Source organism: Streptomyces sp. NPDC111520, assembly GCF_055635295.1.
Window position 1 is genome coordinate 163275 of the sequence record NZ_JBVKBW010000008.1, and the last position, 20620, is coordinate 183894.

17 protein-coding genes are annotated in these 20620 nt (G+C 73.9%); 6 read left to right on the forward strand and 11 right to left on the reverse strand.

What is annotated here, in order from left to right:
* Positions 1 to 444: 444 nt before the first annotated feature.
* Positions 445 to 2103 (forward strand): FG-GAP repeat domain-containing protein, encoded by a 1659-nt coding sequence (locus tag ACZ7MY_RS20740; protein WP_499603884.1) that lies wholly within the window; start codon positions 445 to 447, stop codon positions 2101 to 2103.
* 127 nt (positions 2104 to 2230) lie between these two features.
* Here the strand turns inward: ACZ7MY_RS20740 and ACZ7MY_RS20745 are convergent, their stop codons facing one another.
* On the reverse strand, positions 2231 to 3001 hold the full coding sequence (locus tag ACZ7MY_RS20745) for a LysR family substrate-binding domain-containing protein (RefSeq protein WP_499603466.1): 771 nt from the start codon (positions 2999 to 3001) through the stop codon (positions 2231 to 2233).
* Between the two features lie 59 nt (positions 3002 to 3060).
* Here ACZ7MY_RS20745 and ACZ7MY_RS20750 point away from each other — a divergent pair, with 59 nt between their 5' ends.
* The 4 genes from ACZ7MY_RS20750 to ACZ7MY_RS20765 all read left to right on the forward strand — a co-directional run bounded on the left by ACZ7MY_RS20750 (position 3061) and on the right by ACZ7MY_RS20765 (position 6547).
* Positions 3061 to 3519, forward strand: coding sequence for a DUF5997 family protein (locus ACZ7MY_RS20750; RefSeq protein WP_499603468.1), 459 nt, complete (start codon positions 3061 to 3063; stop codon positions 3517 to 3519).
* Positions 3520 to 4015: 496 nt separating this feature from the next.
* Complete coding sequence (locus tag ACZ7MY_RS20755) at positions 4016 to 5476, forward strand: aldehyde dehydrogenase family protein (RefSeq protein ID WP_499603470.1); 1461 nt, start codon at positions 4016 to 4018, stop codon at positions 5474 to 5476.
* A 29-nt stretch (positions 5477 to 5505) separates the two neighbouring features.
* On the forward strand, positions 5506 to 6249 hold the full coding sequence (locus ACZ7MY_RS20760; RefSeq protein ID WP_499603472.1) for a nucleotidyltransferase domain-containing protein: 744 nt from the start codon (positions 5506 to 5508) through the stop codon (positions 6247 to 6249).
* A gap of 94 nt (positions 6250 to 6343) precedes the next feature.
* Positions 6344 to 6547 carry a DUF1918 domain-containing protein gene (locus tag ACZ7MY_RS20765; RefSeq protein ID WP_329188854.1) on the forward strand — a complete coding sequence of 68 codons (204 nt, stop codon included), beginning with the start codon at positions 6344 to 6346 and terminating at the stop codon, positions 6545 to 6547.
* A 70-nt stretch (positions 6548 to 6617) separates the two neighbouring features.
* Here ACZ7MY_RS20765 and ACZ7MY_RS20770 read toward each other — a convergent pair whose 3' ends face one another.
* Complete coding sequence (locus ACZ7MY_RS20770) at positions 6618 to 7811, reverse strand: glycoside hydrolase family 10-like protein (protein ID WP_499603886.1); 1194 nt, start codon at positions 7809 to 7811, stop codon at positions 6618 to 6620.
* Positions 7812 to 8247: 436 nt separating this feature from the next.
* Here ACZ7MY_RS20770 and ACZ7MY_RS20775 point away from each other — a divergent pair, with 436 nt between their 5' ends.
* Positions 8248 to 9111: a 3-hydroxybutyryl-CoA dehydrogenase gene (locus tag ACZ7MY_RS20775; RefSeq protein WP_499603474.1), complete on the forward strand. Its 864-nt coding sequence runs from the start codon at positions 8248 to 8250 to the stop codon at positions 9109 to 9111.
* On the opposite strand, the gene ACZ7MY_RS20780 is transcribed toward ACZ7MY_RS20775, so the two are convergent.
* From ACZ7MY_RS20780 to rpmI, 9 genes are all read right to left on the reverse strand, one after another.
* A complete protein-coding gene (locus ACZ7MY_RS20780; RefSeq protein ID WP_499603476.1) occupies positions 9102 to 11699 on the reverse strand; it encodes an AAA family ATPase in 2598 nt (865 codons plus the stop codon). The genes ACZ7MY_RS20775 and ACZ7MY_RS20780 overlap by 10 nt on opposite strands.
* A gap of 565 nt (positions 11700 to 12264) precedes the next feature.
* Complete coding sequence (locus tag ACZ7MY_RS20785; protein WP_499603478.1) at positions 12265 to 12558, reverse strand: hypothetical protein; 294 nt, start codon at positions 12556 to 12558, stop codon at positions 12265 to 12267.
* Positions 12559 to 12645: 87 nt separating this feature from the next.
* Positions 12646 to 13833 (reverse strand): PP2C family protein-serine/threonine phosphatase, encoded by a 1188-nt coding sequence (locus ACZ7MY_RS20790; RefSeq protein WP_499603486.1) that lies wholly within the window; start codon positions 13831 to 13833, stop codon positions 12646 to 12648.
* Between the two features lie 210 nt (positions 13834 to 14043).
* Positions 14044 to 16545 (reverse strand): phenylalanine--tRNA ligase subunit beta, encoded by a 2502-nt coding sequence (gene pheT / locus ACZ7MY_RS20795; RefSeq protein ID WP_499603490.1) that lies wholly within the window; start codon positions 16543 to 16545, stop codon positions 14044 to 14046.
* Positions 16545 to 17678: a phenylalanine--tRNA ligase subunit alpha gene (gene pheS / locus ACZ7MY_RS20800; RefSeq protein WP_499603492.1), complete on the reverse strand. Its 1134-nt coding sequence runs from the start codon at positions 17676 to 17678 to the stop codon at positions 16545 to 16547. Before pheS ends, pheT begins: the two co-directional genes overlap by 1 nt.
* 135 nt (positions 17679 to 17813) lie before the next feature.
* A complete protein-coding gene (locus ACZ7MY_RS20805) occupies positions 17814 to 18938 on the reverse strand; it encodes a sensor histidine kinase (RefSeq protein ID WP_499603494.1) in 1125 nt (374 codons plus the stop codon).
* Between the two features lie 45 nt (positions 18939 to 18983).
* Positions 18984 to 19817: a TrmH family RNA methyltransferase gene (locus ACZ7MY_RS20810; protein ID WP_499603496.1), complete on the reverse strand. Its 834-nt coding sequence runs from the start codon at positions 19815 to 19817 to the stop codon at positions 18984 to 18986.
* Positions 19818 to 19927: 110 nt separating this feature from the next.
* Positions 19928 to 20311 carry a 50S ribosomal protein L20 gene (gene rplT, locus ACZ7MY_RS20815; protein WP_018564305.1) on the reverse strand — a complete coding sequence of 128 codons (384 nt, stop codon included), beginning with the start codon at positions 20309 to 20311 and terminating at the stop codon, positions 19928 to 19930.
* 98 nt (positions 20312 to 20409) lie between these two features.
* Positions 20410 to 20604, reverse strand: coding sequence for a 50S ribosomal protein L35 (gene rpmI, locus ACZ7MY_RS20820; protein ID WP_319135076.1), 195 nt, complete (start codon positions 20602 to 20604; stop codon positions 20410 to 20412).
* Between the last annotated feature and the right edge of the window lie 16 nt (positions 20605 to 20620).

Sequence of the window (20620 nt, forward strand, 5' to 3'; positions counted from 1 at the left end):
CTCTCGGAACTTTTATGCAAAGCTTCGGCCCCGCCGTGGACGCCGCCGTCGGCGGCGGACCCCGGGAGTGCGTGTGCGCACCACCGACGACAAGGGGGACGGTACGGGGTGCCGGAGCGGAGCGGGCGCCCACCCGGCCCCGCACCGCTGCCGCGTCCGCGGCTTCTGCGGCCTTCGTGCCGCGCACCGCCGCTCCGAGCAGCAGGAACCCCGCATGATCATCGTTAAACCACTTCAGTCACGCCCGTCGCGGATGTAGAGTCTGTGCCCATCCCGGGAACGGTTCACCATGCATGTAAAACCTCTGTGAACTCGTTCGAACCGGTTCTACCACTGACCCCTGGGGGGGCTTTGTCACCTCTGGAACGCGCCTGGTCCGTCCCGGCGCGCCCGAAGCGCGCGCGCCGCATCGCGGCCTGCACCGCTCTCGCTCTCTCGGCCGGCATGCTGCTGGCCGCCCCGGCTTCGGCCGACGCATCCATACCGCACGCCCCGGCCCTGGAGCGGCCCGCGCAGCCCCGGCTCGACCGGCTGCCGACGCTCACGCTGCCGAAGCGCACCGCCGCGAAGTCCTCGCGCGTCGCGGGCGCGGCCGCCGCGGTCGTCCCCGCGAAGCCGCGTCAGGACGTGGACGGCGACGGGTACACCGACCTGATGTACCGCGCCATCGACGGACAGGTCTACGTCCAGCCGGCGAGCAGTGGGGAAGCCCACGTCTACACGATCAACGGCGACTACGAAGAGCAGTACAAGGACATCATCGCGCCGGGCGACCTCGACGGCGGCGGCGGTCCCGAGTTCTTCACCCTGTCGGCGACCGGCAAGCTCTCGCTCTTCCAGAGCTGGGGCGCGGACAGCACCGGCTACGCCACCTGGTCCGGCAACGGCTGGCAGATCTACAACAAGGTCTTCTCTCCCGGAGACCTGAACGGCGACGGCCGGGGCGACGTCCTGGCCCGTACGCCCGCGGGAGAGCTGTACCTCTACACGTCCAACGGCGCGGTCGACAGCAACCCGCTCTCCGCGCGGACCAAGGTCGGCACCGGCTGGGGCGTGTACGACCAGCTCGTCGGCGCGAACGACATGAACGGCGACGGCATCGGCGACCTGGTCGCCCGTACGACCGCCGGCGACCTGTACTTCTACGCCGGCACCGGCAACGCCGCGGCCCCGTTCGCGGGCCGGGTCAAGGTCAGCAGCGGCTGGAACGCGTACAACCAGCTCGTCGCTGTCGACGACCAGAACGGCGACGGCCTGGGCGACCTCATGGTGCGCACCGAGGACGGCACGACCTACTTCTTCGCGTCGACCGGGCAGGGCACCTTCCTCGACCGCACGGACGTCGGCACGGGCTGGAACGCCGTATCGCTGTTCCTCGGAGCGGGCGGGAACCCCGACTTCGGCAAGAACGAGCTGATGGGGCTGGACACCAAGAACAACCTGTACTGGTACTACTCGAAGAACAACGGGCTGCTCAGCCCGCGCGAGTTCATCGAAGAGCTCTGGTCGGGCGTCAACCTCACGCTGGTCTCGTCCCTCGACAAGGACGGCCAGGCCGACCTGCCGCTCATCTACGACGGCACGCTGTACAACGGCGACTACACGATCGGCAGCGGCTGGGGCATCTACAACAGCCTCGTCGGTCCCGGCGACCTGAGCGGTGACGGCAAGGGCGACCTGCTGGCGCGGGACAAGTCCGGCGTCCTCTACCTGTACCGGGGCAACGGCACGGGCAGCGCGTTCGCCAAGCGGACCAAGGTCGGCTCCGGCTGGGGCGTCTACAACAAGCTCCTCGGCGCGGGTGACTACACCGGCGACGGCCGCACGGACCTCCTGGCCCGCACCACCGGCGGCACCCTCTACCTGTACGCGGGCACGGGCGACGCCTCCGCCCCGTTCAAGTCCCGGGTCTCCATCGGCGGCGGCTGGAACACCTACAGCAAGCTCGCCGCTCCCGGCGACATCAACGGTGACGGCAAGGGCGACATCGTCGGCGTGAACTCCGCCGGCGACCTCTACCGCTACTCCTCCACCGGAACCGGCAAGTTCGCGGCGAAGGTCCGTATCGGCCCCGGCTGGAACACCTACCGCAACCTGTACTGAGCGACACCGCACCACACAGAGCGCCCTGCCGCCGGTCTTCCGGTGGCAGGGCGTTCCTGCGTGCCGGCGCCGGGACAACCGGTGTTCCCGCGACCGCCGGCGGGAGGTGCGACGCGGTACGGGCCGGCTACGACCGGCGGCGGGGCTTGCCGCGCTTCGCGGGGCGGGGGGTCTTCGCGGACGTACGGCCGGCGGACCTGCCGGACGTGGGCTTCCCCGCGGCGGGCTTGCGGCGGGCGGCGCCCTCGTCGGCCTTCTTCTTCGGCTCCGCCGCCGCCTGCGTGCGGCCGCGCGTGCTGTTGACGGTGCGGCCGCGCACGATGCCGATGAAGTCCTCGACGTGGTCGGTCGTCGTGTCCTCGCGCCAGGACAGGGCCACCCGCGACTGCGGGGCGTCGCTCACCGGGCGGTAGGTGAGGTCCCGGCGGTGGTGCAGGCGCGCCAGCGACTGCGGCACGACCAGCAGCCCCACGCCCGCCGCGACGAGTTCGACCGCGTCCCCGGTCGTGGCGGGCCGCTCGACGGCGGGCCGCCCGGGGAACGCCGACTCCGCCCAGTCCAGGGTGTCGTCGAGGGGGTGGAAGACGACGTCCTCGGCCAGGTCCGCCAGGGACACCTCTTCGGCCGCCGCCACAAGGTGGTCCTTGGGCACGACGACCACCGTCGTCTCGGTGTACAGGGGGATGGCGCTGAGGTCCGTCCGGTCGATCGGCAGCCGTACCAGGCCCGCGTCCGCGTCGAGGCCGCGGAGCTTCCCCGGGGCTTCGGCGGCCGTGACCATCACGAGCTCCAGCGGGACGTCCGGCAGCCGCTCCTGCCAGATCCGCACCCACTTGGCGGGGGTCACACCCGGGACGTAGGCGAGGCGGAACGAGGAGGGAGCTACCGAGCCGGTCATCCGGCCAGGCTACCCCGGCGCCGGTCGGGGGCCGCGCCGGCGCTCGATATCCTTGGGGCATGACGTCGCACCACTCCACCCAGACCATGAAGCCCGCCACCGCGGCGAAGAAGCTGGGTGTGTACCTCGAGGCCACCCCCACCGAGTTCCGGGAAGGCGTCGTCTCGCGCGACGAGCTGAACGCGCTCCAGGCCGACCCGCCCGAGTGGCTCCGGGAGCTCCGCCGCGACGGCCCGCACCCGCGCCCGGTGGTCGCCGCGAAGCTGGGCGTCTCCATCTCCGGCCTCGCCCGCGGCGGGGTCACCGAGGCGCTCACCACGGAGCAGATCGAGGCGCTGAAGCAGGAGGCGCCGGAGTGGCTGCAGAAGGAGCGCGCCACCCAGGCCGAGGTCCGCAAGGAGACCGCCCGCCTCAAGGGAGCGCGACGCCGAGCGCGCCCTCCGCAACGACGCCTGACGCCCCCGCGACACCGCAGGCCGTCACCTGGGCGCGGCGACGCTTCGTCCGCTCCTTGGTGACGTGCCGGGCGCGGCGGCCGTTCGGAGCCGGAAGCGGCAGCGCACGCAGGGTGGCGGGCCGCCGTGTGCCGCCGGGCGTGCGGTGCCGCGCGGTGATCAGTGCGGCTTCGCGGACACGCCGACGCCCTGCAGCGCCGGCACCGGCACGCAGCCGTCCGTCGCGCACGGCGCCGCAGACGCCGGCGGTCCCTCGCGCCGCCTCCCGCACGCTGTGGGGCGAGGCTTTGGCGTCGCCGCAGGCGTCGGCGTGACCGACGAGCAGAGGGCACGCCGCCCCCGGACTCGGGGCACAGCGGCCGGGCCCGGCACCAGAGCCCGCGACCGCCGCCCCGCACTCCCTCCCCCGGCTCCCCCGCACCCCCGCACCCCGTGCACAAAGCGTGTCCCGGTCCGTTGACAGGGCGGAGGGCGCGTCGCAGACTCAGTGCCCGAACGGTCGATGAACGATAGTTCACTGTGCGAACGCAGAGGTTCGCGCGCCAGAACAGGGGCAGCCATGACCATCTCCCGCGAACTGCTGATCGGCGGCAAGGACGTCCCGGCCGTCTCCGGACGCACGGCCGAGGACGTCAGCCCCTTCACCGGGGAGGTGTACGCGACCGTCGCCGCCGGGGGCGCCGAGGACGTCACGCGGGCGGTGGACGCCGCCGAGGCCGCGTTCCCGGAATGGGCCGCGCTCAGCCCGTTCGCGCGGCGCAAGATCTTCCTCACTGCCGCCGACCTCCTGGAGGCCCGCACGGAGCAGGCCGCCGGGATCATGGCGCACGAGGCCGGGGGGACGCGTCCCTGGGCGTACTTCAACGTCGGGCTGGCCGCCAACATCCTGCGCGAGGTGGCCGCCGCCATCACCGCGCCGCGCGGCGAGGTGCTGAGCGCGCAGGAGGAGGGCGTCCTCGGCATGGCGGTGCGCGAGCCGGTCGGCGTCGTCGGCGCCTTCGCACCGTGGAACGCCCCGCTGATCCTCGGGGTGCGCGCGGTCGCCGCTCCGCTGGCGGCGGGGAACACGGTCGTGGTGAAGCCGAGCGAGGACGCCCCGGTGGCCTGCGGGCTGTTCGTCGCGGACGTGCTGCGCGAGGCCGGGCTGCCGGACGGCGTGCTGAACGTGGTGACCAACGCCCGCGAGGACGCCGCCGAGGTCGCGGAGGCGCTGATCGCCGACCCGAGGGTCCGCGTCGTCAACTTCACCGGGTCGACGGAGGTCGGCCGGATCATCGGCACGCACGCGGCGCGCCACCTCAAGCCCGCCGTGCTGGAGCTCGGCGGCAAGAACGCGATCGTCGTGCTCGACGACGCCGACGTGGACTACGCCGTCGACGCCGCCGTCTTCGGCGTCTTCCTCAACTCCGGGCAGATCTGCATGTCCGGTGACCGCGTCCTGGTCCACGAGAGCCTCGCCGAGGAGTTCACGGCCAAGTTCGCCGCCAAGGTCGGCACGCTGTCCTCGGGCGACCCCTCGCACCCGCACACCGTCATCGGGCCGCTGGTGAGCGAGGCCTCCGCGCGGCGCGTCGCCGCGCTGGTACGGGACGCCGTCGCCAAGGGCGCCACCGTGCTGACCGGGGGCGGCGAGCCGGACGGCGCGGTGCACCCGGCCACCGTGCTGCGGGACGTGCCCAAGGACGCGGAGATCTACTACGGCGAGGCCTTCGGCCCGGTCGTCACCGTGACCTCCTTCGCCGACGACGACGAGGCCGTGGCCCTGGCCAACGACACCGACCACGGTCTGACCGCGGGTGTCATCACCGAGAACGGTACCCACGGGCTGGCCGTCGCCCGGCGGCTGCGCACCGGCATCGTGCACGTCAACGACCAGTCGGTGGCCGACGAACCGCAGGCGCCCTTCGGCGGCTTCAAGGCCTCGGGCTACGGCCGCTTCGGCGGCCGCTGGGGCCTGGAGGCCTTCTCCAACACCCGCTGGGTCACCCTGGCCACCCAGCAGGCGCACTACCCGTTCTGAACCCGCGGCGAAGGGCGTAGGGTCCGCGCATGGAAGATCCGCTCGGCGCGGCCCGCGCCCTTCTCGCCGACCGCTTCCCCGACGCCCTCGCCGGCTTCCTGGGCGGGTCGACCGCCCGCGGCGAGGGGACGGCGACGTCCGACCTGGACGTGGTCGTCGTCCTCGGCCCGCCCGCCGGGTGCCACGCGGAGTCGTTCGTGTGGGGCTCCTGGCCGGTCGAGCTCTTCGTGCACACCCCCGAGTCGGCCCGGGCCTTCATGGGCTGGGACCGCGACCGCGGCAGCGGCACGATGGCGTTCATGTGCGCGCGGGGCGCCGTCCTGCTCGACCGCGACGGGACCGCCGCCCGGCTGCGCGACGCCGCGGAACGGATCCTCGCCGCCGGGCCGCCGGCGGTCCCGGACGCGGCGCGCGACCACCGGCGCTACTCCGTCACCGACCTGCGCGACGACCTGCTCGGCGCGCGGGACGAGGACGAGCTCCTCGCCGTGGCCGCCGCCCTCCTCGACGGTGCCGCCGAGCTCCTGCTCGTCACCCGCGGTCACTGGCGCGGTGGCGGCAAGTGGCTGCCCCGCCGGCTGCGCGAGGCCGACCCCGAACTCGCGGGCGTGCTGCTCGGCGGCTACCGCCACCTCGTCCGCGGCGGCCCGCCCGAGGAGTTCGCCGCGGTGGTCGACGTGGTGCTGGACGCCTGCGGCGGCCCGCTGTGGGCGGGCTACCGGCGCACCCCGGACCCGCGCGTACTGGCGGAACTCGGCCTGCGGCCGGCCTGAGCCCCGGCCCGTTCCCGGGGGTGCGGAGCGGACGCCCGAACCTAGACTGGAGGGGCAAGGGCTGCGGACCGCCGAGTTCTCAGGAGGTCGACCGATGCACGCGAACAAGGGTGACCGGGTCAGGCAGCACGGGCGGGTCGTCGGCCAGCACGACAAGGTGGCCGAGATCGTCGAGGTCATGGGGCAGGGCGGCGAGCCGCCGTACCGGGTCCGTTACGACGACGGGCACGAGTGCATCCTGTCCCCCGGACCGGACTCGACGGTGGAGCACGGGCGGGGCGCGGCCCCCACCCGCTGAGTCGTCCCGTACGCGATCGTGCCGGACCGCGGCCGTCGCTCCGCGCGGCCGCGGCCACAGGTGTGCGCGCCTACGCCCCCGGCCCCCGGCCGGGGGTGCGGACGCGCGTCGGGTAGTGGTCGGCGACGACCCGGGACATCGCCCCGATGGGGTCGGCGGCGACCTCCTTGGCGGAGAAGAAGACGTTGCCGAGCACCTGGGGATGGTCGCGGTCCAGGTCGAGGTGGCGGGAGAGCTCCCCCGGGTCCCGCCAGGCCGCCGCCTCGCCGGCGCCACCCGCCCGGTACAGGGCCTCGCCGATGTAGAGCTGGACGCCCGTGCCGTCGACGACGTCGGCCCACCAGGGCACGAGCGTGGCGTAGTCGGCCACGTCGAAGCCGATGTGCCAGTACACCTGCGGCACGACGTAGTCGATCCAGCCCTCGCGGACCCAGCCGCGTGTGTCGGCGTAGAGGTCGTCGTAGGTCTGGACCCCGCCGCGGGTGGCGGAGCCGCGGGGGTCCGTGCCGCGGTTGCGCCAGACGGCGAAGGGGCTGATGCCGAAACGGGTGGCGGGGCGGAGCTCGCGGACGCGTGCGGCGGTCTCGCTGACGAGCAGGTCGATGTTGCCGCGCCGCCAGGACGCGAGGTCGGCGAAGTCCGCCCCGTACCGGGCGAAGGCGTCGTCGTCGTCGAAGTACTGCCCGGCGACGGGATAGGGGTAGAAGTAGTCGTCCCAGTGCACGCCGTCGACGGGGTAGCGGCGGACGGCGTCGAGCATGGCGTCCTGCACGAAGCGACGGACCTCGGGGAGCCCGGGGTTGTAGTGGAGCTTGCCGCCGTACGCGACGGTCCAGTGGGGGTTGAGGCGGGCCGGATGGTCCGGGGCGAGGCGTCCCGGGTCGTCGTGGGTGGCGACGCGGAACGGGTTGAACCAGGCGTGCAGTTTCAGCCCCCGCGCGTGCGCCTCCGCGACGGCCGTGCCGAGCGGGTCCCAGCCGGGGTCGCGCCCCTGGACCCCGGTCAGGTACTCCGACCACGGCTCGTACGGACTCGGCCAGAACGCGTCGGCGGTCGGCCGGACCTGCATGACGACGGCGTTCAGCCGTCGCTCGACGGCGAGGTCGAGGTAACCGAGGAGTTCGGCGTGCTGCTGACGGGCCGACAGCCCGCGGGCGGTGGGCCAGTCGCGGTTGGCGACCGTCGCCAGCCACATGCCGCGGAACTGCGCCGGCGCGCCGGGACCGCCCGCCGCCGCGGCCCGCGCCCCGGCAACCGCGGGCACGGCACGGGCCGTCCCTGCCCTCCCGGCCGTTCCCTCCGCCGCCCGCGCGGCCCCGCCGGCGGCCACGGTGCCGATCGCCCCGGCGGCGCCCGCGGCGAAGGTCCTGCGTGAGAGTCGGCGCACGGCTGTCCCCTGATTCCCCGTCATATCCATGTTGGGCCGATACTGGGTCGAACCGGCCCGTCCGGCAACCTACCCGGAGCCGGAAGGGGCCGGGCGCGCGGCGGACGCGTCCGTCCCGTACGGCTCCCGCGTCGCCTCCGGCACACGGGTGTCACCGGGCGGCGCGGGACCCGGTCAGCGGGCGTCCGGGGCCGGCCGGGCGGCCCTCGCGGGGACCCGGACCGGTAGGCCGGCCGGGTGTAATGTCGAGCGGGCTGGTCCGGACCTCACGACGGTCCGGGTCTCCATCTCGCGATCAGGGAGAGGCTGGGCGTTGAACGACGACATCCGTTGTGTCGGTGTGGTGGGCTGTGGCCAGATGGGCGCGGGTATCGCCGAGGTGTGCGCCCGGGCCGGACTGGACGTCCGGGTGGCCGAGACCACCGGCGAGGCGCTGGAGCTGGGCCGCACCCGGCTGACGAACTCGCTGCACAAGGCGGCGGAGCGCGGCAAGATCACCGAGGAGGAGCGCGACGCGACGCTGGAGCGCCTCACCTTCACCACCGACCTGGGCGACTTCGCCGACCGCGACCTCGTCATCGAGGCCGTCGTCGAGAACGAGCAGGTCAAGACCGAGATCTTCCAGGTACTCGACCAGGTGGTGACCCGGCGCGACGCGATCCTGGCCTCGAACACCTCCTCCATCCCGCTGGTGAAGCTCGCCGTGGCGACCTCCCGCCCGGAGCAGGTCATCGGCATCCACTTCTTCAACCCGGCGCCGGTGCAGAAGCTCGTCGAGCTGATCCCCGCCCTCACCACGGACGGCCAGACGCTGGTGCGCGCCGAGAAGCTCGTCACCGACGTGCTGGGCAAGCACCCGATCCGGGCCCAGGACCGCGCGGGCTTCGTGGTCAACGCGCTGCTCATCCCGTACCTGCTGTCGTCGATCCGGATGTTCGAGACCGGCATCGCCAGCCGTGAGGACATCGACAACGGCATGGAGATGGGCTGCGCCCACCCGATGGGGCCGCTCAAGCTCTCCGACCTGATCGGGCTGGACACCGTGGCCTCGGTCGCCGAGTCGATGTACGAGGAGTTCAAGGAGCCGCTGTACGCCGCTCCCCCGCTGCTCCAGCGCATGGTCGACGCGGGCCGGCTGGGCCGCAAGAGCGGCCACGGCTTCTACGACTACGTGTAGTTCGGCGTCCGCGCCGTCGTCTCCCGCCGCGCGTCGAGCCGGGCCAGTTCCGCCCTGGCCCGGGCCTCGACCGGGGCGGCGCCGACGGCGGAGCTGATCTCCAGCGCCTCGACCAGGGCGCCCCGGGCCGCCGCCGCCCGCCGCGGACGGCGCTCGGCGGCGCCCAGCACGATCAGCGTGCGGGCGAGGTCGATGGGCAGCGAACGGCCGCGCAGCCGCTCCGCGGCGGCCTGGATGCGGGTGACGCCCCGCTTGGAACGGCCCAGTACGCAGTCCCGCAGCCCCTCGGCACGGTCCAGCGCCGACAGCACGCTCGCGGAGGGCCGCACCCCGGCACGGCGGCGGGCCGCCCGCAGGACCTCGGCGGCCGAGTCCGTGTCGCCGAGGATGACGGTCGCCTCGGCGAGGTCCCCGTACCAGCGCAGCATCACCGGGTCGGCGATGCCCATCGTCTCCCCCAGCCTGCGCACCTGACGCAGCGTCTCGACCGCGGACGCGGTGTTCTCCCGCCCCCCGGCCAGGAGTTGGGCCCGCCCACGGACGCCCAGGGCCCGCAGCAGGAAGAGCTGGTCCCCGTCGGTCATGCAGGCCCGGATCGTACGGTCGGTGAGCTCCAGCGCGCGCTCCAGGCGCCCCCCGGCGGTCTCGGCGAGCGCGGCGGCGTACAGCACGGGCGGGGAGTCGTTCCCGGCCCGGACGGGCAGCACGGCGCAGCGGGCGACGTTGTCCAGGGCCTCGCGGCACCGTCCGGACCGCACCTGGATGCGGACCAGCGCCACCAGCGTCGCGGCGGTCTCCTCGACGGAGGCGTACTCGCCGGTCCTGCCGAGGAGACCGGCCATCTCGTTTTCGGCGTCGGTGATGCGGTCGGCGTCGGCCGCCAGGATCGCCCGGGTGCGCACCAGTTCGCGGGCGCCGGGCCCGTCGGGCGGCACGGGGAGCGCGAACGCCTCGCCGAGCGCGGCCTCGGCGGACTCCGCCTCGCCGTGCAGCGCGTGCAGCCGCGCGAGCAGCGCCAGGGCGGCCACCCGGGTGTCGACGGCGTCCGCCCGGACCGCCATGTCGGCGGCGCGACGGGCGTGGGCGGAGGCCTGCGCGGGCCGGCCGCCGATGAGGTGGCGCAGGGCGGCCCACTGGTGCAGCCGGGCCTCCAGTTCGGGATGGCCCTCGGCCTCCACCAGGCCGTCCGCGATGAGACGGCCCGCGGCGGCCAGCGCCTGACCGGCGTTGCCCAGCATGGTCAGCCGGGCGAGCACGCGCTGCCGTGGCGAGGCGGCCTCGGCGAGCACGGTCTCCGCGGCGCGGTCGGCGTCGCCCCGCAGGCCGGCGTCGCTGGCGTACGCGGCGGCGGCCAGCAGCCGGTCGGCGCGCTCCTCCGGCCGGTCCTCGGGGGTACGGCGGGCCGCCAGGGCGGCCAGCTCCGCGGCGGTGGCGGGGGCGCCGCGGCGGCGCGCGGAGCCTGCGGCGGCCGTCAGCGTGGCCGCGGTGGTCTCGTCGGCGTGCGGGTGGGCCAGGGCCAGGTGCCGGGCCTGCTCCACGGGCTCGGGCACGACCTTGGACAGCAGCTTGTGCGCGGTGCGCCGGCCGTGCTCGGGGGCGTCGGTGTACACGGCGGCGCGGATCAGCGGGTGCTGGAAGCGAATCGTTCCCTCGGCGTCCGCCACGGCGACCCCCAGGGTCTCCGCGGTGCCCAGGTCGCCCTCCGGGTCCGGGACCCCCGCGGCCGCGAGCAGCGGCAGCGTGGGGCGGGCGGCGGCGCTGGCGACCAGCAGCGTCTGCCGCGCGGAGGCGGGCAGCAGCCGTACCCGGTCCAGCAGCAGGTCGCGCAGCCGCGGCGGCACGGAGAGCACGTCCCCGGCCTCGAACGGCGTGCCGTCCCGCAGCAGGGCGCGGCCGAGCTCCAGCGCGTACAGCGGGTTGCCCGCGGCCGTGTCCTGGACGGCACGCACGGCGCGCTCCGGCAGCTCCGCCCCGGCGCCGTCCAGCGCGAGCAGCAGCTCGGCCACGTCCCCGTCGGACAGCGGCGGCACCGGCAGCGCCGCGGTGCCCGGCGGGCAGCACCGCAACCCGAGCGGCTCCTCGCCCTCCACGACGCGCTCGGCGGCCAGGAACCGTACGTCCTCGCCCGGCGGGAGGCGGCGCAGCGCGAGCGACAGCACCTCGGCGCTCGGCGTGTCGAGCCACTGGAGGTCGTCGACGACGATCAGCACGGGTCCGGCCGCCGCGAGCGCCCGCAGCAGCTCCACGGCCGCGTCGCGCACGGCGAGCCGGCTCTGCGTCGCGACCGGCTCGTGCCCCCGCAGCAGCGCCGCCCGCAGCGCGGCACGGGGGCCCGCGCTCAGGGCGTCGACGTACGCCTCCGGCACGCGGGCGAAGAGGTCCATCAACGCGACGAAGGGCAGCTTGGCGTCCTCCTCGACGGGGACGGCCCGCAGCGCGAAGCCTTCCGGCGGGACCTCGTCGGCCAGCACCGCGAGCAGGGCGGACTTGCCGATCCCGGCCGCTCCGTGGAGCAGTACGCCCGGACCCGCGGTCAGCTGTGTCCGGGCATGGTCGAGGATCTCCCGACGCCCGATGAGGGACGGCATATGCTCATGACAACGTTTGCCCAACTGCCTTGTCAATGGCCGCGTGTTCGGCTGCGCCGCGCCGCCCGGTGGTTGTGTGCGGGTGCGTCGTGGTTTCTGTTGGGGGTTCCCCCACCCTCCCACCCTCCCCCAGCCTTCGGCCGGGGCCCCCAGAACGCTCGCGGTTCACCCCAACATCCTCGGCCGCCGCACTTAACCGCTCGTCTCCCCCAACCTTCGGCCAGGGGGAGCACCCCCCCACCGGCCGTTGTGCGCGCAAACCGGCCGGAGGGGGTGTGGCGGGGTGCGCCCTGGGGGTCCCCCCGGCCGAAGGCTGGGGGAGACGAGCGGCGAACGCGGCGCCCAAGAATGTAGACGTAAACCGCGAGCGTTCTGGGGGTCCCCCCGGCCGAAGGTTGGGGGAGTGCGCCGGCGCGGCCCCGACCCCACAACGAGGTGCGAGACCCGCACCAACCGTACCGGATGGGGGTCCCCCCGGCCGAAGGCTGGGGGAGGGCGGGCGGACGCCCGCCGCAGGCGCAACGCACCCGCACACGACAACAGGCCGCAACCAAGGGACCCCGGGTCAGGCAACCCCGCCGGGGTCGGGCAGGAGCACCACACGGTGCGCCTCCACCCCCGCACCCACCCCCCTGTCGCACGCCGCGACGACCGTGATCCCCGCCGCCGCCACACGCCGCAGCTCGCTCCACGCGCCGCGGCTGATGACGGTCGTCGTGACGGAAGGGCCCCGGCTCCACGGCGCGTTGTTGAGGGCGAGCTGCAGCGCGGACCGCTGCGGCCCCGGCGGCCCGACCACGGCGATGAGTTCTCCGGTGGGCGTGGACAGTTCGGCTCCGGTGACGGTGGGGGTTGCCATGCCTGCCCCTCTCCTCGTTCTGGCCGGTATACGAGCAATGGGTGTTTTGCTCGGAGTCGATCCAGGTTTACCAAGGATTGGGCGGCATCAAGGGCGCGGCACTCCGGGAACCCCGGTTGGGGTACGGACGGGGTCGGCCTGAACGCAGGCCTGGGCGGGCGCCCTCGGGGCGTCCCGGTGGAGCACGAGCAGCGCCATGTCGTCGGTGAGCCGCCCCCGCGTGTGCCGCAGGAACGAGGCGCGCACGGCGTCGACCAGGGCACGCGCCGACAACGCGCCGCCGCGGGAGGTCGTCCGGGCGGCCCCTTCGAGGGCCGGCAGCAAGGGGAAGAACTCGCCGGCGCCGTCCCGGCCGTCCATCACGCCGTCGGTGTGCAGGAACAGCGCCTGGCCGGGCAGGAGTTCCCCGCAGGGGGCGGCCTTCGCGTCGGGACCGGGGTCGAACAGGCCGAGCGGCGGGAACGGTTCGCCGGCCTCCAGCGGAAGGGCGCTCGGCTGCCCGGGGCGGTCGGGGCAGAGCCGGTACGGCTGCGGATGGCCGCAGTTGATGACCTGGACGCCGCAGTCCTCGTCCAGTTCGAGCAGCATCAGGGTCACGAACTCCTCGGCGGCGTGCGGCCGCCCCAGCAGGTGCCGGTGCAGCGCGCGGTCCAGACGGCGGAGCACGCCACCGAGTTCCGGTTCGTCGTGCGCGGCCTCGCGGAAGCTGCCGAGCAGCGCGGCGACGGTGCCCATGGCCTCCAGGCCGTGGCCGCGTACGTCGCCGATGACCGCCCGCGTCCCGTAGGGCGTGGCGAGCACCTCGTACAGGTCGCCGCCGACGCGGGCGCCGCGGCTGGCGGAGAGGTGGTCGCCGGCCACCGCGAGGCCGCCGACGCGTGACGGCAGCGGGGGCAGGAGGACGTGCTGGGCGGCGACGGCGACCTCCCGGGTGCGGTCGAGTTCGGCGGCGAGGCGGCCCCTGCGGTCGGCGAGCCGGAAGGAGACCGCCAGGACGGCGAGGACGGCGACCTCGGTGCCGAGCCGCTGCCCGGTGTCCGGCACCGCGACGGCCGCTACGGCGAGACCGCCGCCGGCGAGGACGCAGCGGCGGCGTCCCGTGCCGGCGCAGGCGATCACGGGGGCCGCGACCGCGGCGGGCGCCCACTGGACTCCCCCGGGCATCGCGTACACCAGACCCAGCACCGCGGCCACCCACAGACCGGGAAGCGACAGGATCGCCAGCCCCCGTGCCCTGTTGCCGCTCCGGCGGATCACCGCCCTGGGTCGGATCATGCCTCGGGGCTCCCCCTGAAGCCGTTGACGCGGTGGGCGACGACACAGCCCCCGCGTCGAGTGGGCCCTGGTTCCGATCGATTGTGGCGACTCGGCGCGACGAACCCGATACCCAGCGGAATCATTTCACCCGATCGGACTACGTGACCGCCGGAACGCCAAAGGGGCGCCCCCGGCGGACCGGGGACGCCCCACGAGCGAGGCGAGGGCTCAGGCGCCGCGCAGGGCCGCTCCCGTGCGCTCCGCGGCGGCGGCGACGGCCGCGTCCCGGGCCGCGGAGGCCTCCTCCGCGGTGAGCGTGCGGTCCGGGGCGCGGAACCGCAGGCTGTACGCCAGCGACTTCCTGCCCGCGCCGATCTGCTCACCCGTGAAGATGTCGAACAGCCGCAGCGATTCGAGCAGTTCGCCGGCGCCGGAGCGCAGGGCGCCCGCCACCTCGGCGGCCGGGACGGCGGCGTCCACGACCAGGGCGACGTCCTGGGTGGCCACCGGGAAGGCGGACACGCGGGGCGCGACGACCGGGCCGCCGGAGGCGCGCTCCAGGCGGTCGAGGTCGATCTCCATGGCGGAGGTGCGCTCCGGCAGGTGAAGTGCCTTGATCACCCGGGGGTGCAGCTCGCCGGCGTTGCCGACCAGCACCTCCTCGCCGTCGACGACCGCGAGGAGCGCGGCGCAGCGGCCCGGGTGGAAGGGGGCCTGCTGGTCCTGGCGGACGATCAGCTCGACCCCGGCCTCGCCGGCGACGAGCCGTCCGGCCTCGACGGCGTCGGCCCACTGCGTGGGGCGGCCCTGCCCCCACCAGCCGGCCTGCTCACGGGCACCGGCCAGGACGACCGCGACGCGCCGCGGCTGCCGCGGCAGGGCGGCGTCGAGCGCGGCGATCTCGGCGTCGGTCGGGCGCCGGTCGACGGGCAGCCGCGGGGGTGCGGGCTCCTCGCCGCTGGGGCGGAAGACCAGGCCGGTCTCGAAGAGCGCGAGGTCGTGCGCGCCGCGTCCGACGTTGCGGCGCAGGGCGCCGAGCAGGCCGGGGAGCATGGTCGTGCGGAGCGCGGGCTCCTCGTCCGACAGCGGGTTGGCCAGCTTGACCGTGATGCGGCGCGGGTCGTCCGCGTCGAGGCCGAGCTGGTCGAAGACGGCCTCGCCGAGGAACGGGTAGTTCTGCACCTCGACGTAGCCGGCCCCGGCGAGCGCCCGGCCGGCCCGGCGGCGCAGCTTCTGCGACTCGGTCAGACCGCGGCCCGAGGGCAGGTTCGGCAGGGTGGAGGGCAGGTTCTCGTAGCCCTCCAGCCGGATGACCTCCTCGGCGAGGTCGTTGGGGTCGCGCAGGTCGGGCCGCCAGGACGGCACGGTGACGATCAGCTCGTCGGCGCCGTAGACGTCGCAGCCCACCTGCTGCAGCCGGCGCACCACGGTCTCGCGGCCGTACGCCATGCCGGCCACCTTGTCCGGGTGGTCGGCGGGGATGGTGATGGTGTGCGGCGCGGAGGGCGCGATGACCTCGGTGACGCCCGCGTCGGCGGTGCCGCCCGCGAGCAGCACCAGCAGGTCGACGGTGCGCTGCGCGGCGGCGGCCGCGGCCTGCGGGTCCACACCGCGCTCGAAGCGCTTGGACGCCTCGGAGGAGAGCTTGTGGCGGCGCGCGGTGCGGGCGATGGCGACCGTGTCGAAGTGCGCGGCCTCGATGACGACGTCGGTCGTCGAGGCGCCGGTGTCGTCGATCTCGGTGTTGGCGCCGCCCATGACGCCGGCCAGGCCGATCGGCCCGCGGTTGTCGGTGATCACCAGGTCCTCGGCGTCGAGGACGCGGACCTGGCCGTCGAGCGTGGTCAGCTTCTCGCCCGGCTGCGCCCGGCGGACGCCGATGGCGCCCTCGATGCGGTGCCGGTCGTAGGCGTGCAGGGGCTGGCCGAGCTCCAGCATCACGTAGTTGGTGACGTCCACGGCGAGCGAGATCGGGCGCATGCCGGCCTTCTGCAGCCTGCGCTGCAGCCAGATCGGGGAGCCGGCCTCCGGGTCCAGCCCGGTGACGGTGCGCGCGGTGAAGCGGTCGCAGCCGACGGGGTCGGAGACCTTCACCTCGTAGCCGTAGGAGTTCGGGCCGGGCACGTCGAGCAGCGCCGGGTCGCGCAGCGGCAGACCGTAGGCGATGGCGGCCTCGCGGGCGACGCCGCGCATCGACAGGCAGTAGCCGCGGTCGGGGGTGACCGCGATGTCGAGCACCTCGTCGACCAGTTCGAGCAGCTCGACGGCGTCGGTGCCGGCCTCGTGCTCCGGCGGCAGGACGATGATGCCGTCGTGGTCGTCGCCCATGCCGAGCTCGCGGGCGGAGCAGATCATGCCGTGCGAGTTGCGGCCGTAGGTCTTGCGCGCGGAGATCTCGAAGTTCCCGGGCAGGACGCCGCCGGGGAGGATGACGACGACCTTGTCGCCGACGGCGAAGTTGGTCGCGCCGCAGACGATCTCCTGCGGCTCACCGGTGCCGTTGGCGGTGCCGACGTCGACGGTGCAGAAGCGGATCGGCTTCTTGAAACCGCTCAGCTCCTCGATGGTGAGCACCTTGCCGACCACCAGCGGGCCCTTGAGGCCGGCGCCGAGCTGCTCAACGGTCTCGACCTCGAGACCGGCGGAAATGAGCTTGGCCTGGACGTCGCGGCCGGACACGCCGGCGGGCAGGTCGACGTACTCCCGCAGCCAAGAAAGCGGGACCCGCATCAGATCTCCATCCCGAACGGAAGGGTGAAGCGCACGTCACCCTCGACGATGTCTCGCATGTCCTCGACGTTGTGACGGAACATCAGCATGCGCTCGATGCCGAAGCCGAAGGCGAAGCCGCTGTACTTCTCCGGGTCGACGCCGCAGGCGGTGAGCACCCGGGGGTTGACCATGCCGCAGCCGCCGAGCTCGATCCAGCCCTCGCTGCCGCAGGTGCGGCAGGGGCGGTCCGGGTCGCCGACGGACTCGCCGCGGCAGACGTAACAGACCATGTCCATCTCGGCGGACGGCTCGGTGAAGGGGAAGTAGTTCGGGCGGAGCCGGGTGGTGATGTCCTCGCCGAAGAGCGACTGGACCATGTGGTCCAGGGTGCCCTTGAGGTCCGCCATGGTCAGGCCCTCGTCGACGGCGAGCAGCTCGACCTGGTTGAACACCGGGGTGTGCGTGGCGTCCAGTTCGTCCGAGCGGTAGACCCGGCCGGGGCAGATCACGTAGACCGGCGGCTCGCGGTCGAGCAGGGAGCGGATCTGCACCGGGGAGGTGTGCGTGCGCAGCACGACGCCGCTCTCCTCCGGGCCGGAGCCGGCGGGCTTGTCGCCCTCGACGAAGAAGGTGTCCTGCATGGTGCGGGCCGGGTGGTCCGCCCAGATGTTGAGGGCGTCGAAGTTGAACCACTCCGCCTCGACCTCGGGGCCCTCGGCCACCTCGTAGCCCATGGCCACGAAGACGTCCTCGATGCGCTCGGAGAGCGTGGTCAGCGGGTGCCGGGCGCCGCGCGGGACACGGTCGTACGGCAGCGTGACGTCCACCGCCTCCTCGACCAGCACGCGCTCGTCGCGCTCGCCCTCCAGCACCTCCTGCCGGGCCTTGAGCGCCTGGTTGACCGCGCCGCGGGCCTGGCCGACGCGCTTGCCGGCGTCCGCCTTGGCGTGCGGCGGCAGTGCGCCGATCTCACGGTTGGCGAGGGCGAGCGGCGAGCGGTCCCCGGTGTGGGCCACCTTGACCTCGCGCAGCGCGTCGAGGTCGGCGGCCTCGGCGATCGCGGCGAGCGCCTCGTCGCGCCGGCGCTCGATCTCTTCCGGTTTCAGTGCCTCGACCTCGACAGGGTCGTACGACTTGTTCGGTGCCGACATTTCTTCCCGTTCCGATGTGGGTGGTGGCGTGGCCGACCTGCCTGCCCGACCGCTGAATGCCAAGGGTCGAGTCTATCGGGGCCACGGGGAAAGGCTGGTCACGCCCGTCGGGGCCGGTGGATCACCACGCGATGCTCAGGCCGTGAAGGCCGGCGCCCCGACGGGCAGGGTAAATCGGAACTGGGCGCCCTTGCCGGGCGCGCGGCCCACCGTGATCGTGCCGCCGTGGGCCTCGACGATGCCCTTGACGATGTAGAGCCCCAGGCCCGTGCCACCGCGTTTGCTGCCCCGCCAGAAGCGGGTGAAGACGCGGTTCATGGACTCCTCCGGGATGCCGGGTCCCTCGTCGCTCACGGTCACCGCCGTTCCGGACCATCCGCGCTCGCGCGGCGACGACGAGGGTGCTACGTCAATGGTGACAGTTCCCTCGCCGTGGCGCACGGCGTTTTCCAGCAGGTTCCCCAGGATCTGGTCGACCTTGTCGGGGTCGGCCCACAGCGACGGCAGTGCCCCCGTGACCCGTACGGCGAAGCGGTCCGCGGGCTGTCCGGCGGCGACGAGGGCGTCCACGTGGCGCCGCACCGCCGCGGCGATGTCGACGGGCTGGCGGCGCACCTCCAGGCGGCCGGAGTCGATGCGGGAGATGTCGAGCAGTTCGGCGATCAGCCGGGTGACGCGGTTGGCGTCGGCGTGCACGGTCTCCAGCATGAGCTTCTTCTGGTCCTCGGTGAAGCGTTCCCACTTCGCCAGCAGGGTGGCGGTGAAGCCCTTGACGGAGGTGAGCGGGGAGCGCAGCTCGTGCGCGACGGTGGCGATGAGCTCGGCGTGGCTGCGCTCGGTGCGCCGCCGCGCCTCGGTGCCGCGCAGCGCGACGACCAGCCGGCGCACCGGCCCGGTGGGGTGCTCGCGGACGTACCGGGCGGAGACCAGCACCTCGCGGCCGCCGGGGAGCAGCAGGTTGCGCTCGGGCTGCCCGGTGCGGGTGGCCAGTCCCCGGTACGGGTCGGTCAGCTGCCACCAGCGGCGTCCGTCCAGGTCCTCCAGGGGCAGCGCCTGCTCGATGGGGTGGCCGAGGACGTCGGCGGGGTCGAGCGCGGTGATCCGGGCGGCGGCGGCGTTGAAGCAGCGCACGAGGCCCCGCTCGTCGGCGACGACGAGGCCGTCCGGCAGCTCGTCGGCCGTGACGCCGAGTTCGGTCAGGACAGTCGGCCAGCCCTCCGGCGCGCTCGGCGGCGTACCGCCGGTCGTCCTGACGTCCATCCCCGTAACCCCCTCTCCAGGGCGGTCCCCGAGGGCGTCACATTACTAGCTCAGTGTCACGGAGCGGCACCCTCCGGGAGCACGCTGCGCGCGGGCGGAGGCGTAGAGGCACACGGCGGCGGCCGTGGCGAGGTTGAGGCTCTCGGCGCGGCCGTGGATGGGGACGCGCACCACCTCGTCCGCGAGTGCGCGGGTCTCCTCCGGCAGGCCCCAGGCCTCGTTGCCGAAGATCCAGGCGGTGGGCCCGCCCATGGTGCCCTCGTCGAGTTCGGCGTCGAGGTCGCGCTCCCCCGCGCCGTCGGCGGCGAGCAGCCGCACACCGGCCGCGCGCAGGCCGTCCACGACGGTCTCCATGGGGACGCCGACGGCGACCGGGAGGTGGAAGAGGCTGCCGACGGAGGCGCGCACGGCCTTGGGGTTGTACAGGTCGACGGAGGCGTCGGTGAGGACCACCGCCTCCGCCCCGGCGGCGTCCGCGCAGCGCAGCACGGTGCCGGCGTTGCCGGGGTCGCGTACGTGGGCGAGGACGGCGACGAGCTTCGGCCGGGCGCGCAGCACCTCGTCGAACGGGGTGTCCAGGAAGCGGCACAGGCCGATGATCCCCTGCGGGGTAACGGTGTCCGACATCTCGGCGACGACCTCGTCGGTCGCGGTGAGCACGGGCACCCGGGCGGCGCGGGCCGCGGCGACGATCCCCTCGTGCCGGGCGGCGGCCTCGGGGGTGACGTAGACCTCGACCAGGTGGGCCATCGCCTCGCGCACGGCCTGCGGTCCCTCGGCGAGGAAGCGCCGCTCCTTGCCGCGGAAGCTGCGCCTGGCCAGGCGCCGCGCGGCGACGACGCGGGGGGATCGCAGGGAGGTCAGCTCGGGGCCGGGCATGGCGGGGTGCACTCACTTCGGTCGTGGTCCGGCCGGAAGCGCGGCGGCGGCGCTCCGGAACACAGCACGGACCCGCAGGCACGGGGCCTGCGGGTCCGGAGGAGCGTGGGTCAGGCCGCCTTGGGGGCGTTGACGTCGCTCGGCAGGGCCTTCTGGGCCACCTCGACCAGCGCGGCGAACGCGTTGGCGTCGTTCACGGCCAGCTCGGCGAGGATCTTGCGGTCCACCTCGACGTTGGCGGCCTTCAGACCCTGGATGAAGCGGTTGTAGGTGATGCCGTTGGCGCGGGCAGCGGCGTTGATGCGCTGGATCCACAGCTGACGGAAGTCGCCCTTGCGCTTCTTGCGGTCGTTGTAGTTGTAGACGAGGGAGTGGGTGACCTGCTCCTTCGCCTTGCGGTACAGGCGGGACCGCTGGCCGCGGTAACCGCTGGCCTGCTCGAGGATCGCCCGGCGCTTCTTCTGGGCGTTGACTGCCCGCTTGACGCGTGCCACTAGATAACTCCTTCTAAGGGACCGTGGGGGTGCTCACACGGCCCGAAAACGAATGGGTCCCGGTCCAGCATCGCGCCCCCTGGGGAGGGGGCGTGACGTCACTTGCCGAGAAGCTTCTTGATCTTCTTGGCGTCGGGCTTGGCCAGGACGACAGTGCCGGTGAGGGCACGGGTCTTCGTCGACGGCTTGTGCTCAAGCAGGTGGCGCTTGCCGGCGCGCTCGCGGACCACCTTGCCGGAGCCGGTGATCTTGAATCGCTTGCTCGCACCGCTGTGGGTCTTGTTCTTCGGCATGCGCCGTAGTCTCCTC

Excerpts from the sequence above, each read along its gene's own strand:
- pheT (WP_499603490.1), bottom strand. The coding sequence starts at position 16,545 with ATGCGGGTCCCGCTTTCTTGGCTGCGGGAGTACGTCGACCTGCCCGCC.
- ACZ7MY_RS20810 (WP_499603496.1), bottom strand. The coding sequence starts at position 19,817 with ATGCCCGGCCCCGAGCTGACCTCCCTGCGATCCCCCCGCGTCGTCGCC.
- ACZ7MY_RS20760 (WP_499603472.1), top strand. The coding sequence starts at position 5,506 with ATGGAAGATCCGCTCGGCGCGGCCCGCGCCCTTCTCGCCGACCGCTTC.
- ACZ7MY_RS20790 (WP_499603486.1), bottom strand. The coding sequence starts at position 13,833 with ATGATCCGACCCAGGGCGGTGATCCGCCGGAGCGGCAACAGGGCACGG.
- ACZ7MY_RS20745 (WP_499603466.1), bottom strand. The coding sequence starts at position 3,001 with ATGACCGGCTCGGTAGCTCCCTCCTCGTTCCGCCTCGCCTACGTCCCG.
- pheS (WP_499603492.1), bottom strand. The coding sequence starts at position 17,678 with ATGTCGGCACCGAACAAGTCGTACGACCCTGTCGAGGTCGAGGCACTG.
- ACZ7MY_RS20740 (WP_499603884.1), top strand. The coding sequence starts at position 445 with ATGCTGCTGGCCGCCCCGGCTTCGGCCGACGCATCCATACCGCACGCC.
- ACZ7MY_RS20780 (WP_499603476.1), bottom strand. The coding sequence starts at position 11,699 with ATGCCGTCCCTCATCGGGCGTCGGGAGATCCTCGACCATGCCCGGACA.
- rpmI (WP_319135076.1), bottom strand. The coding sequence starts at position 20,604 with ATGCCGAAGAACAAGACCCACAGCGGTGCGAGCAAGCGATTCAAGATC.
- ACZ7MY_RS20765 (WP_329188854.1), top strand. The coding sequence starts at position 6,344 with ATGCACGCGAACAAGGGTGACCGGGTCAGGCAGCACGGGCGGGTCGTC.
- ACZ7MY_RS20785 (WP_499603478.1), bottom strand. The coding sequence starts at position 12,558 with ATGGCAACCCCCACCGTCACCGGAGCCGAACTGTCCACGCCCACCGGA.
- ACZ7MY_RS20755 (WP_499603470.1), top strand. The coding sequence starts at position 4,016 with ATGACCATCTCCCGCGAACTGCTGATCGGCGGCAAGGACGTCCCGGCC.
- ACZ7MY_RS20805 (WP_499603494.1), bottom strand. The coding sequence starts at position 18,938 with ATGGACGTCAGGACGACCGGCGGTACGCCGCCGAGCGCGCCGGAGGGC.
- ACZ7MY_RS20750 (WP_499603468.1), top strand. The coding sequence starts at position 3,061 with ATGACGTCGCACCACTCCACCCAGACCATGAAGCCCGCCACCGCGGCG.